At 36.6% G+C, this 12,933-nt stretch carries 15 protein-coding genes; 7 read left to right on the forward strand and 8 right to left on the reverse strand.

The genetic code is table 11. The annotated features are described in order from the left end of the window. The first annotated feature begins 190 nt into the window (after positions 1-190). A complete protein-coding gene (locus MSG66_RS01860; protein ID WP_133976314.1) occupies positions 191-784 on the forward strand; it encodes a helix-turn-helix domain-containing protein in 594 nt (197 codons plus the stop codon). Then, on the forward strand, positions 781-1,326 hold the full coding sequence (locus MSG66_RS01865) for a GNAT family N-acetyltransferase (protein ID WP_133973920.1): 546 nt from the start codon (positions 781-783) through the stop codon (positions 1,324-1,326). Before MSG66_RS01860 ends, MSG66_RS01865 begins: the two co-directional genes overlap by 4 nt. Before the next feature lie 73 nt (positions 1,327-1,399). Here MSG66_RS01865 and blaOXA read toward each other — a convergent pair whose 3' ends face one another. Next, a complete protein-coding gene (gene blaOXA, locus MSG66_RS01870; RefSeq protein WP_324651833.1) occupies positions 1,400-2,221 on the reverse strand; it encodes an OXA-213 family carbapenem-hydrolyzing class D beta-lactamase in 822 nt (273 codons plus the stop codon). Between the two features lie 495 nt (positions 2,222-2,716). On the opposite strand from blaOXA, the gene MSG66_RS01875 reads away from it, so the two are divergent. Further along, entirely contained in the window at positions 2,717-3,280 is a 564-nt protein-coding gene (locus tag MSG66_RS01875) for an FxsA family protein (protein ID WP_017390537.1), read from the forward strand. A 63-nt stretch (positions 3,281-3,343) separates the two neighbouring features. Here the strand turns inward: MSG66_RS01875 and MSG66_RS01880 are convergent, their stop codons facing one another. Then, positions 3,344-3,538, reverse strand: coding sequence for a hypothetical protein (locus MSG66_RS01880; protein WP_324651836.1), 195 nt, complete (start codon positions 3,536-3,538; stop codon positions 3,344-3,346). A gap of 258 nt (positions 3,539-3,796) precedes the next feature. Between MSG66_RS01880 and MSG66_RS01885 the strand changes: the two genes are divergently transcribed. After that, positions 3,797-4,045 carry a hypothetical protein gene (locus MSG66_RS01885; protein WP_016138343.1) on the forward strand — a complete coding sequence of 83 codons (249 nt, stop codon included), beginning with the start codon at positions 3,797-3,799 and terminating at the stop codon, positions 4,043-4,045. Positions 4,046-4,168: 123 nt separating this feature from the next. On the opposite strand, the gene metK is transcribed toward MSG66_RS01885, so the two are convergent. Continuing rightward, a complete protein-coding gene (gene metK, locus MSG66_RS01890; protein ID WP_016138342.1) occupies positions 4,169-5,335 on the reverse strand; it encodes a methionine adenosyltransferase in 1,167 nt (388 codons plus the stop codon). Positions 5,336-5,873: 538 nt separating this feature from the next. Here metK and tkt point away from each other — a divergent pair. Continuing rightward, positions 5,874-7,862: a transketolase gene (tkt, locus tag MSG66_RS01895; protein WP_324651840.1), complete on the forward strand. Its 1,989-nt coding sequence runs from the start codon at positions 5,874-5,876 to the stop codon at positions 7,860-7,862. Between the two features lie 57 nt (positions 7,863-7,919). Here tkt and MSG66_RS01900 read toward each other — a convergent pair whose 3' ends face one another. After that, on the reverse strand, positions 7,920-8,327 hold the full coding sequence (locus MSG66_RS01900; protein ID WP_045432773.1) for an OsmC family protein: 408 nt from the start codon (positions 8,325-8,327) through the stop codon (positions 7,920-7,922). A gap of 218 nt (positions 8,328-8,545) precedes the next feature. On the opposite strand from MSG66_RS01900, the gene MSG66_RS01905 reads away from it, so the two are divergent. Continuing rightward, on the forward strand, positions 8,546-9,127 hold the full coding sequence (locus tag MSG66_RS01905; RefSeq protein ID WP_133973910.1) for a YceI family protein: 582 nt from the start codon (positions 8,546-8,548) through the stop codon (positions 9,125-9,127). A gap of 43 nt (positions 9,128-9,170) precedes the next feature. On the opposite strand, the gene MSG66_RS01910 is transcribed toward MSG66_RS01905, so the two are convergent. Then, positions 9,171-9,761 (reverse strand): lecithin retinol acyltransferase family protein, encoded by a 591-nt coding sequence (locus MSG66_RS01910; protein WP_133973908.1) that lies wholly within the window; start codon positions 9,759-9,761, stop codon positions 9,171-9,173. Positions 9,762-9,955: 194 nt separating this feature from the next. Here MSG66_RS01910 and MSG66_RS01915 point away from each other — a divergent pair, with 194 nt between their 5' ends. After that, entirely contained in the window at positions 9,956-10,702 is a 747-nt protein-coding gene (locus tag MSG66_RS01915) for a phosphodiester glycosidase family protein (RefSeq protein ID WP_262471724.1), read from the forward strand. A 36-nt stretch (positions 10,703-10,738) separates the two neighbouring features. On the opposite strand, the gene MSG66_RS01920 is transcribed toward MSG66_RS01915, so the two are convergent. The 3 genes from MSG66_RS01920 to MSG66_RS01930 form a co-directional block, all read right to left on the reverse strand. Next, entirely contained in the window at positions 10,739-10,969 is a 231-nt protein-coding gene (locus tag MSG66_RS01920) for a hypothetical protein (protein ID WP_003651412.1), read from the reverse strand. 249 nt (positions 10,970-11,218) lie between these two features. Then, positions 11,219-12,304 carry a tRNA (uridine(54)-C5)-methyltransferase TrmA gene (trmA, locus tag MSG66_RS01925; RefSeq protein ID WP_324651846.1) on the reverse strand — a complete coding sequence of 362 codons (1,086 nt, stop codon included), beginning with the start codon at positions 12,302-12,304 and terminating at the stop codon, positions 11,219-11,221. A gap of 102 nt (positions 12,305-12,406) precedes the next feature. Beyond that, positions 12,407-12,910: a GrpB family protein gene (locus MSG66_RS01930; protein ID WP_133976312.1), complete on the reverse strand. Its 504-nt coding sequence runs from the start codon at positions 12,908-12,910 to the stop codon at positions 12,407-12,409. Positions 12,911-12,933: the final 23 nt, after the last annotated feature.

Genomic DNA, 12,933 nt, shown 5'->3' on the forward strand with positions numbered 1-12,933 from the left:
TGATCTGCATGAGTTATTTAAGCAAGTCATTTATGAATGGTTATTTTTCGTTTTTTAAATAGATTTTTTGGGATTATTACAAAGTATAGTTTTTCAAGATTTCTAAAAAAGAAAAAATCTTTGATAATTGACAAGATTCTAGTTTAGTGGAATATTTATCTTGAATTTTGGAAGTGAAGTTTGTGGTTGTATGGAAGATATTAATATTCGCATTGCACAGCAAGTACGTGAACTGCGTTTAGCTCGTGGATATACCCTTGATGTTCTTGCTACACGATGTCAAGTAAGCCGCTCTGCAATTTCTTTAATTGAAAGAGGTGAGGCGAGTCCGACAGCGGTTGTCCTTGAAAAGCTAGCAAATGGTTTAGATGTGCCTTTGACTCAACTCTTCGCTAACCAACAAGGCAATCAATCACCTGAGCCCATTGTTCGGCGTAGTCAACAATCAGAATGGAAAGACCCAGAAACAGGTTATATTCGCCGTCAAATTTCACCTCCAAATTGGAAGTCTCCATTTCAGATTGTTGAAATTGAGTTTCCAGCTCAGTCACGAATTACTTATGAAATTAGCGAAACTTCCAAGGTCGTACAACAGCAACTTTGGGTAGTGGAAGGGAAAATTGATATTCAATTAGGTAAATCTTCTTATGCTTTAAGCACAGGGGATTGTTTGGCAATGCAACTAAACCAGCCCGTTATATACAGTAATAATTCATCTCAAGTCGCTCGCTATATTTTAGTCGTCTCTAGTCAACTCGTCTCTGCCGTTAAGGAATCTTTATGACCTATGCCCTCGATTCTAATTTTCGCTTAATTGATTGTAATGAAGCAGAACATTCAGTGGCTATATTAGAGATTCTGAATGAAGCAATTATCAATTCTACCGCTCTATATGATTATGTACCGCGTTCCGAAGAGTCGATGAAAAATTGGTTCTCAGTTAAAAAAGAAAATGGCTTTCCCGTGATAGGGGTTGTTGATGAGACTGACAAGTTATTGGGTTTTGCGAGCTGGGGAACCTTTAGGGCTTTTCCTGCCTATAAATATACCGTTGAACACAGTATTTATATTCATTATGAGCACCGTGGTAGCGGATTAAGCAAAATTTTAATGCAAGAGTTGATTCGGCGAGCTCAAGAGGCCGAGCTCCATGTATTGATTGGTTGTATTGATGCGACCAATCAGGCAAGCATCGGTTTACATGAAAAAATGGGCTTTACTCATGCAGGCACTTTTAAACAAGTCGGTTTTAAGTTTGGGGAATGGCTCGATGCAGCTTTTTATCAGTTAAATTTGAGCACACCATTACATCCAGTTGATGGCTAATACATTAAGATTCAACTTTTAAAATCAAAGAAATAGCCCAGCATAAAATTCAAAATCTAAACTGGGCTATAGGTTATAGAATCCCTAATTGTTCTAAGCCTTTATAAGCAATTTCTTTGCGAATAGAGCTAGGAGTTCCTTTTTTCATTTCTAAATTAAGTGAGAATGCCACAATTTCTCCTTGTGGTTGAACGACCCAGCCTGTTAACCAACCAACTTGTGGTTCAACATCCCATCCCCAACCACTTTTGGCATAAATTCTACGTCCATTCTTTTCCTCGATGAACACCATTGATTGAACTTGTTCTTGTACATCTTTGCTGAATGGAAGTGTTTTATGGGCCAATTGATAAGCAAACTGGGCTTCTTGTTGAGGTGTGATTTTTAGTAGACCAACAAGCCAAAAATTATCTACTTTTGAACCAATATTGGCATTACCGAAACCAATTCGTTTCACCTCTTTAGACATAAGGTCTAGACCAATTCGTCGGGCTAATTCTTGATAAACTGGAATAGCAGAAGCTTTCATGGCATTGCCCAGAGTCATATCTTTTTCCCAGTCAGGAAATAAACGTTTTTGCCCATCCCATTTAAACACTTCAGTTGCAGTTGCCTTATGGTGTTCAAGTCCAATTAAAGCATTTAACATTTTAAAGGTAGAAGCTGGAACATATTCAGTTGATGCTCTTTTAAGGTCATTGCCATAAATTTTTTCTTTTTGCTCTCGCTTAATAACCAAAACGCCTGTGGTCTGCGCTTGATCAAACAGCGATTTAATTTCTTCTGAATTTTTATTGGCAGCAATAGAATATATTTGATGTTGTTCCACTGTATTAGAAGAACAGGCAGATAAAAATAGGAGGCTTGTTGCAACGATAAGGGCTTTTTTATACATAAGTTTGACTAAGTTTAATTTGAAATATTACTAATTAATTTAACTTGAATAGAACAGCCTTAGATAGTGGAAATGTAAGCTATCTAGGAAATTTTATATTAGGTATTACTTTTAAAGTTCTCTAAAAGTAGAACATAAACAAAGAAATGCTTCTAATTTCGCTCAGCAAATAAGACTTTATTTGACTAAAGAAGTGCTTTTTTGAACGAATTCTCACTTAAATAGAGTAAAAAAATTAAAATCTGATTGAAGTGGCACTTGATAAAGTTGATACCGCACTCATTAATAATAAAGCATGTTTGTTTTTATCGAGTTAAAATCAAATGTACTCCAGTATTGCAGACTCTTGCCGATGCGATAGTTTTTGTTAATTTTTAGAAATTAGACAGAACAATCCAAGCTAAGAGAAATGCTTAATCCTTATTTGCAACTTAGATAAGGTTAGGTCAAATAAAACTGCAATGAATTTTCTTTTTTAGATAGATAAAGTTTTACATGAATTTACTTCTTATTGTAGTTCTGGGCGCGATTGTTGAAATTGCCGTATGGATTGGCGTAGCACAGTTCATCAGTGGATGGTATGTGTTCTTTTGGTTCATTATTGCTTTCTTTATTGGTTTGGGGCTTATTCGCAGAAGTACTGCCGGTATTATGCCTCAATTACAGCAAATGCAGATGACAGGCCAGCTAGGTAGTGATCCAACAGTAACTAAAAAACTTGCTTATGCTTTTGCAGGTTTTTTATTAATGTTGCCAGGTCTTGTATCAGATGTTTTGGCTGTTTTAATTTTGATTCCTGGTGTTCAAACCGCATTTCGTAATATAGCGATGAGAACTCTTGCAAAACGCCAACAAGCTATGATGAATAAAATGATGGGTGGTATGGGCGGTAATGCTTCGGGACAAAATCCATTTGCTGATTTAATGCGTCAAATGCAAGATATGCAGAACCAGCAGGGTGGTGGTCAAGGCCAATACCATGATTCAAACATTATTGATGGTGAAGCGCGAGATGTTACCCCAGACCACAAAAAAATAGAGCATAAAAATAAAGATTAATAAGTAAGTGTGTTATGAAAAAGCTTAAACCTCATGGGTTTAAGCTTTTTTATTTTTAAATGATTATTTATTCTGGCAATCTGAACTCGATGAATCAATATCATCCATTTCTAATTTAGTTTCTTCTTGTGGTTTCGACTGCGGTTGATATTTATTTGAAGGTAGAGCAGTTTGCTTGTTTTCAGATTGTTGATAACCTCGACTTCGGTTCGCTCTTTCGCGAAAGCCACCTTTATTAATGAGCTTTGTATGTGACATGCATTTGCCTAGAATGTGAGATTATTCGCTTATTTTAACAAATTCGGTAAAATATCAAAATAAGAAAAATAGTGCTAAAAAAATAATATTTAACTTATCTTTTTGTATTTTAATGAAATTTTTAAATTGACTCAATTGTTCATTCAGATTGAATTATCTTTTCATTTCACATAGGATAAATATAAAGGATGTATAAATTAAAAATGTAGCAAACCTATTAAAACAACAACGGTTGAAATGAGGGAAGGAGGGTTACCTATGCTATATCAATACCATTGTGCGTGTTGTGACAAAGTTGTGGCATCAACTGATAAATCATGTCCATATTGCGGTTCGCAACATATTCGAAGTCCATATGGTTTGTGGATGTTTTGTGTGATGGCCTGTCTAGCGGTTGTCGTCGTATTTAAAGTTGTCCATATTTATGTCCAGAACCATCAAGATACGCCAATGCAGTCAACATTACTTGATGTGCTAAATCAGGATGATAAAACGACAAGGCAATAATTTTGTTCAAAGTTACAAATGATATGGCATCAAGGATGGTTGCTAGAAGAGTAAACCCTACATACTAGAAAATTTTAACTATAAAAAAACCCGCTCATTGGCGGGCTTTTTTATGAAATTCTATTAGAGGCCAGCAGCATCTTTAAGAGCTTCAACTTTATCAGTTTTTTCCCATGTAAATGCAGTGTCTGATCCTTCGCGACCAAAGTGGCCATAAGCCGCAGTTTGTTTATACATTGGCTGAATAAGATCCAACATACGAGTAATACCAAACGGTCTTAAATCGAAATGATCACGTACAAGTTGAATAATTAACTCATCAGAAACTTTTGCTGTACCAAAGGTATTAATTGAAATTGAAGTAGGTTCTGCTACACCAATTGCGTAACTCACCTGAATTTCACATTTGTCAGCTAGACCCGCAGCTACAATATTTTTTGCAACATAACGACCTGCATATGCAGCAGAACGGTCAACTTTAGATGGATCTTTACCAGAGAAAGCACCACCGCCGTGACGAGCCATACCACCGTATGTATCAACAATAATTTTACGACCTGTTAAACCACAGTCACCCACAGGTCCGCCAATAACGAACATGCCAGTTGGGTTAATATGGAATTTAGTAGCAGCATGGAACATTTCAGCAGGAATGATCGGCTTGATAATTTCCTCAATGATCGCTTCTTTAAGCTGGCTTTGAGTAATTTCAGGATCATGTTGAGTAGACAAAACGACTGCATCTAAACGTACAGGCTTGCCATTCTCATATGCAAAAGTAACTTGGCTTTTTGCATCTGGGCGTAACCATGGAAGTGCGCCTGAGCGACGAAGTTCAGCCTGACGTTCCATTAAACGGTGAGCATAAGAAATCGGAGCAGGCATTAACACATCTGTTTCACGGCTTGCGTAACCGAACATCAAACCTTGGTCACCGGCACCTTGATCTTCAGGTTTTTGACGATCTACACCTTGTGCAATCTCAGGTGATTGTTTACCAATCATATTGATTACAGCACATGTCGATCCATCAAAGCCAAGATCAGAGTGGTGATATCCAATACCGTTAACGGTATTACGAACAACAGCTTCAACATCAATATTAGCAGTCGTTGTTACTTCACCAGCAAGTACAACAGCGCCTGTTTTTACCAGTGTTTCACAAGCAACACGTGCGTATGGGTCTTCTTTTAAGATTGCATCCAAAATAGCGTCGCTAATTTGGTCGGCCATTTTATCGGGATGACCTTCGCTTACAGATTCCGAGGTAAAAACAGCGTACTCGCGCATGAAAGTCCTATCTTGGTTATTTCAAAAGACATAATATGTTACATCGACTTGAGCTTGAGGACCAGTTCATACTGACCAAAAAGCATGAATTTGTTTCATTTATACTGTGTTTTAATTGATAAGTGTATTAGTAAAATTGATATAAAGGGTGTTTAGTTAAAGTATTGATATTTTAATAAGTTGTTATTAGTACATTTTTTAGACATATGACTTAACAAAAAGATGATGTCCTACAAACTAGATTCTAAAGAAAAGAAACATGATTGAATCAGATAGACATTTCAAAATATTTTATCTATATATCAAAGTCTAATAGAACTGCCTGCTCGCATATGGGAGCAGTATTTAAGAAAATGATCACTGTTTTGTATAACTTAAAGATCTAAATGTTTTTTGTGTAACCAAGAAACGATTAAAAATAAAGAAATATACTGTGTTGGGGTTTACCCTTAGCCTTTTTTTTAAGACAATATAGCGGCATTGAATTGTTATTCATCTTCTTCTTTTCATCAATCTATTAAAATTGGATTCTGATCTTATGACGACCCCTTTAAACGAACGTCGTATTGCAAATGCAATTCGTGTATTGGCAATGGATGCTGTGCAACAGGCAAACTCAGGGCATCCTGGTGCTCCAATGGGGATGGCAGATATTGCTGACGTCGTCTGGCGCGAGTTTTTAAATCACAACCCAACTAACCCACAATGGGCAAACCGCGACCGTTTCGTTTTATCAAACGGCCATGGTTCAATGTTGCAATACGCTTTGCTTCATTTAACAGGTTATGATCTTTCAATTGAAGATTTAAAACAGTTCCGTCAATTGCATTCTAGAACTCCGGGCCATCCTGAATATGGTTATGCGCCGGGTATAGAAACAACGACTGGTCCTTTAGGTCAAGGTATTGCTAATGCTGTTGGTTTTGCATTGGCAGAAAAGACTTTAGCTGCCCAGTTCAATAAAGATGATTTAAAAGTTGTAGACCATTTCACTTACTGTTTCTTAGGTGATGGCTGTTTAATGGAAGGTATTTCTCACGAAGTATGTTCTTTAGCAGGTACTTTACAACTTGGTAAATTGATTGCTTATTATGATGATAATGGCATTTCAATTGATGGTGAAGTAGAAGGCTGGTTCAGCGATGATACAGAAGAGCGTTTCAAAGCCTATGGTTGGCAAGTTCTTCGTGTAGATGGTCATGATGCTGATGCGATTCGTCAAGCAACAATCGAAGCAAAAGCTGAAACTCAAAAACCAACCATTATTATGTGTAAAACCATTATTGGTTTAGGTTCACCAAATAAGCAGGGTAAAGAAGACTGTCATGGTGCACCATTAGGTAAAGATGAAATTACTTTAACTCGTGAAGCATTAGGCTGGAAAGAAGAAGCATTTGTTATTCCTTCTGACGTATATGCTGCATGGGATGCGAAAGCAAAAGGTACTGAATCTGAAGCAGCTTGGAATGCAGTATTTGCACAGTATCAAGCAAAATATCCAACTGAAGCAGCTGAGTTACTTCGTCGTATTAGCGGTGACTTGCCAGCAGAATTTGCAGCGCAAGCAGAGGCATTCATTCGTGAAACAAATGCGAAAGGCGAAACAATCGCAACACGTAAAGCGAGCCAAAACACATTACAAGCATTTGGTCCTTTATTGCCTGAATTGCTAGGTGGTTCTGCTGACTTAGCGGGTTCTAACTTAACGCTTTGGAAAGGTTGCCAAGGCATTCAAGAAAACCCAGCTGGTAACTACGTATATTATGGCGTACGTGAGTTTGGTATGACTGCAATTGCCAATGGCGTTGCATTGCATGGTGGTTTTGTTCCTTACGTTGCAACATTCTTAATGTTTATGGAATATGCGCGTAATGCAGTACGTATGTCTGCATTGATGAAACAACGTGTAATTCATGTTTATACACATGACTCAATTGGTTTGGGTGAAGATGGTCCAACTCACCAACCAATCGAACAAATTGCTTCTTTACGTGGTACGCCTAACCTAAATACATGGCGTCCTGCTGATACCGTAGAAACTGCTACTGCGTGGAAATCTGCTTTAGAGCGTAAAGATGGCCCTACAGCACTCATTTTTTCTCGTCAAAACTTACCATTCCAAACACGTTCTGAAGAGCAAATTCAAAATGTTGCAAAAGGTGGTTATGTTCTTGCTCAAGAAAAAGGCGAATTAAAAGCAATTATTATTGCAACTGGTTCTGAAATTTCTTTAGCAATGGAAGCTTATGCTCAACTTGACGGTGTACGTGTAGTTTCTATGCCATGTGCAGAAGAATTTATGAAACAAGACGCTGCATATCGTGAAGCTGTATTACCAGCTCATATCCGTGCGCGTGTTGCTGTTGAAGCTGCTCATGTTGACTACTGGTGGAAGTTTGTTGGACTTGATGGCAAAGTAATTGGTATGACAACTTATGGTGAATCTGCACCAGCAAAAGATTTGTTCCAATTCTTTGGTATTACAACTGAAGCTGTTATTGCAGCAGTAAAAGAATTAACTGCTTAAATATCAAATTAGTGTAAAAAAGCGCTCCATAGGGAGCGCTTTTTTATATCTGAAAGGTTAAATGCTAAGTTCGGTTTGAATATTGATTTGTGAAGTGAGTAACTTATGAATAGGACAGTTCTCAGCAACTTTTAATAAACGCTTGTGTTGATCTTCACTGAATTCACCTTTGAGCGTGATTTTGCGTTCAATATTATTTTGACCTTTCTCAGGTTCACCATTTGGGTTTAATACTAAATCAACTTGAACATGATCAAGCTTAATACCTTTAAGATTCGCATACATCTCTAATGTGATGGTGGTACAGGCGCCTAAAGCAGACAGTAAGATTTGAACTGGGTTTGGAGCAGTATCTAGACCACCTTTATCTGTAGGTTCATCAGCAAACCATTGGTGACCCGAAGGATCGGTCAGAGTTACTCGATATGGAGTGGAAGTACTTTGTGCTTGAGCAGTATTAGCCATGTTTTACCTTGTTATTGATCAATAAAGCCGAAATAAAAACGAATTAATTTGAAAATTCGGAAACGGTATGACAATACCGATATTTTATAATATTGTTTTTAAATAATAACTGTAACGCTTTTATTGTTGCATGGATGAAACATATCGTTTTATAAAGAATAGTGAATTAAATTACTTGATGTATACACTAACGACTATATCAATAAAGGATACGAAAAATGCATCTTAAAACATTAAGCTTCGGTTTGGCAGTAGCATTGGCTAGTTCAGTTACTTTAGCTGCGCCAGTGGACTACAAAATTGATCCAACACATACAGCTACTGTTTTCTCGTGGAATCACTTTGGTTTCTCTACTCCAAGCGCTAACTTCTCGGATATCCAAGGTGTAATTAAAGTTGATAATGCTAAACCAGCAAATTCATCTGTAAATGTGACTATTCCTTTAAGCAGCGTAAATACAAACGTTCCTGCTTTAGATAAAGAGTTCCAAGAAGAAGCTTGGTTTAATGCTGCTAAATATCCAAATATCACGTTTAAAAGTACTAAAGTTGAAACAAAAGACAAAAAACACTTTAAAATTACTGGTGACTTAACGGTTAAAGGCGTAACTAAGCCTGTGGTACTTGACGCTGTTTTAAACAAGCAAGGCGAACACCCAATGGCAAAAGTTCCAGCAATTGGTTTTAATGCTACAACTTCGTTCAAACGTTCTGACTTTGGTTTAGGTAATTACGTTCCAAACGTGGGTGATAAAATCACTGTAAATATTACAACTGAAGCAACAGTTGATAAAAAATAAGTTTTAAGTTTTCTAAAAGCCCTCATATTTGAGGGCTTTTTTATTAAATTGGTTCTTCTTTATCTGGATCTATAAATACTAACGGTACTGAAGGGTCAATATTCCTTTTTTCAGATTTTTCTCTAAGGAATTGGTAAGTAGGGACTTTCATTTTTGCCTGCTCGCGTAGTTTCTTTTTAATGTAAAGTACAAGAGCAAAACATGTCGTTGCAACAGTGAGCATCATACCATTCATATAGCTCATAATTGAGCTTACATAACCAATGGTCGTTAATCGATGCATCATACGTTCGACTTGGGTGCTACTTTCAACGCCGGTAATTGCCCAACTACATAAATGTTCACAGTTATTAATAATCAGATGATAGTGGTTTTCATTCATGCGTGAACGCATTCGGCGCACGACAGCTTTTCCTTTATAACGTGGCGTGTCATAAGAGCGAACATGTATTTTTTTGCCATGCGAGAATGTATCTATTGAAGTGATTTCAATCGGTCGTTTTTTGATGAAATGCGCTAAGCCTGAATAATGGATAACTCGACCTCTCCCTGCATAGATACCATGATGGCTATAGCCGAGATGCTTTACAATGAGGTGAGCCCCTAAAGGGTAGAGCTTATTTGGTTGTTGCATGCTTACGCTGATCCAATAAAGTGTAAATGGCTTTTATTGAAAAGCTGCTCATCATTATAACCAAGATAGACATTTTCGAGTGTATTGATTACGTCGAATGGATGAGTTTGGTACATATCCAATTATAATTGTGTTTATTGTATCTAATTTAAAGATTTAATATGAAGAAAAAATGTCATGTATGGTGGTAGTAAATGAAATGGTTGATGTGGTGCTTAACTATATATGGGCTTCTGATTCAGTCTGTCTATGCAATAGAACACCAGCAAGTTAAAACAGCGGAAGGCGACCAATATGATGTGGTTGCAATTAGCAATTTAAAACAGTTACGTTTGTTTCTTAAGAATTCTAATAATCAACAGTATTACAAAAGCTTTAATAGTGTGCAGGAACATTTAAAGCAATGTGAGCGACTTTCTTTTGCAATGAATGCAGGAATGTTCCATCCGGGATTTTCTCCAGTAGGGCTGTATGTTGAACGAACTAAGGTGATTCAGCCACTAAATAAAAGTAAAGGATTGGGGAATTTCTTTTTACAGCCTAATGGCGTGCTAGGTTGGAATAAAAAACAGGCATTTATTTTAACAACGCAGCAATATAGTCGACGAGATTTTAACGTTGATTATGCGACGCAATCTGGACCGATGTTAGTTATTGATGGAAAGATAAACTCCCTTTTTTTACCAGATTCTCAATCAAATAAAATTCGTAATGGGGTCGGAATTCGGAATAATAAACTCTACTTTGTAATATCAAAGAATAGCGTGAGTTTTTACAAGTTTGCTCAGTTTTTTCAAAGAAATCTTAGGGTGGAGCAGGCTTTATATCTGGATGGTTCTATTTCTAGTTTATACGTTCAAAAAGACAAACGTAATGATCAACAATTTGCAATGGGGCCAATTGTTGGTTGGGTAGATCAGACAGATTGTCGCTTGAAGTGAAATATAAAAAAGCCAGTACAAGACTGGCTTTTTTTATTAGTGAATAGATGGTTTTTGAGTGAGTTCATTCAACTCTTTTCGGCTATAACCACGGGAAATAAGAACTTTCTTTATTCCCTTAATGACATCTTCATCTGTTGCTAGTGCAAGAGCACTTAGAAGTTGTTCATTTGTTTTACATGAGCAGTCATTTTCAACACAAGCAGTTTGGTTCTTATGCTCGTTATGCTGTTGATCTGCCAAGAACAGCTTTTGCCAAAAACTCATAGAGCCTTCATATACAATCTAACATAGCTCGAAATATAGCCAATCTAAAATAAAATACAAGTCTCTATAAGTGATAAATCGACCAATTGAACTCAAGAATTTTCGATAGGAATGCTCGAGTTAAACGAAATTATGACGAATAGATGACTTGATATTTTTTGAAAATTTAATTACTTAGATGAAAAGGCTATAAAAAATAAGGAGGTATATAACCTTCTTATTTTTAGCATTTACAATGAAAGATTTTGTTTAAATCTTCTCAAGTAATACACCTGATTCAACATGATGGGTATAGGGGAACTGATCAAACAAAGCGAACTTGCTAATACGATGAGTTAAACCTAATATTTTTAAGTTCTCATACAGTGTATCTGGGTTGCACGAGATATAAATAATACGCTCAAAACCTTGTAGCAATTTTAAGGTTTCATCATCAATCCCTGCGCGTGGGGGATCAACAAATACGGTATCAAAGTCATAACTTTGAATATCAATATTCGCTTCTTGTAAGCGGCGGAATTCACGTTCACCTTGGTAGGCTTGAGTAAATTCTTCGGCTGAAAGACGAGCAACCTGAATATTATCAATCTGGTTTTGCTCAATATTCCATTGAGCTGCATAAACAGAAGACTTGGCAAGTTCGGTTGCTAAAACACGTTCGAACTTTAATGAAAGTGGAAGGGTAAAGTTCCCATTGCCACAATAGAGTTCTAATAAATGCTTTTTAGATCCTTCAGCAGCATCACAGGCCCATTGCAGCATTTTTTTGCAAACCTCTGCATTAGGCTGAGTAAAGCTACTTTCAATTTGCTTATATTTAAATGAACGGCCTAATAGTTCGAACTCTTCAACAACAAAGTCATCACCAATAATAATTTTCTGGCCACGACTACGACCCATAATTTTAATATCTAACTTCTCAGCAAGCGCTTTAGCTGCTTGTTCCCATTCCTGATCAAGCTTACGATGATAGATTAATGTAACTAACATTTCACCGCTAAGAGTTGCTAAAAAATCAGCTTCAAATAAACGTGCGGAAAGTTTAGGCTCTGCTTTAAGTTCTTCTAAAAGCCTTGGCATTAAATCATTAATGCTTTTATCAGCAATAGGGAATTCGTCTATGCGGACAACAGTTTTTTGCTTGTCATCATCATTACGTTCAAACATTGCATAGAACATATCATGATCTGTATGCCAGATTCGGAACTCAGCACGCATCCGGAAATGTTGTTCAGGTGACTTAAACACTTCTAATGCAGGTGGTGTATATTCAGAAAATTGCGCAGTAATGCGAGCAATTTTAGTTTGAAGTTGTTGACGATAAGAAGAGGTCATAGACAAAGAAAAATTGGACAGAATCAAATAGTGAATGGTATCAAAAAAAACGGGGTTACAGGAGCCAATTTTAGCCCGATATTATTAAGGAGCGAGCATAATCTAAAATGAAGAGCTTTTTAGAACATGGCTAATAAAATCTGATTTTATTGTTCTATATTGATCGGGATCTAAATGACTACATTGTAATTTTAATTGATTATATTCGTTGACCAAGGTTGGAGAGACCATAAGCTTATCTCTAAAGGTTAAGAAAAATATGAACTCCGAATGAGATGTCACTATTTGAAAAGCAACTTCATCATTGTTGAGTGATTCAAGCATACAAAGTTCATGTGTTCTTAGCGTATTTTGCTTTTCGATAAAGTTAAGTGTTTTTAACTGTTCAATTGCAAAGTCGCATTGCTCAGGCATAACTTCAATATAAATATCGAGATCACCCTTTGAAATTGCATTAGGAATTGCAGATGAACCAATATGCTCAATTCTTGCAAGAGGTAAAAGAGTAGAGATATCTTTTTGATAGGAATTAAAAAGTTGGGCGCATTTTTGTTGATATTGTTCGGGTTCTAAAAAATCATGATTAGATTCTCTAAGAGATAAAATTTATATATTTAAGAATAGATATA

This window comes from Acinetobacter sp. IK31, assembly GCF_035615195.1.
In the GTDB taxonomy this organism is placed as follows: Bacteria; Pseudomonadota; Gammaproteobacteria; order Pseudomonadales; family Moraxellaceae; genus Acinetobacter; species Acinetobacter calcoaceticus_C.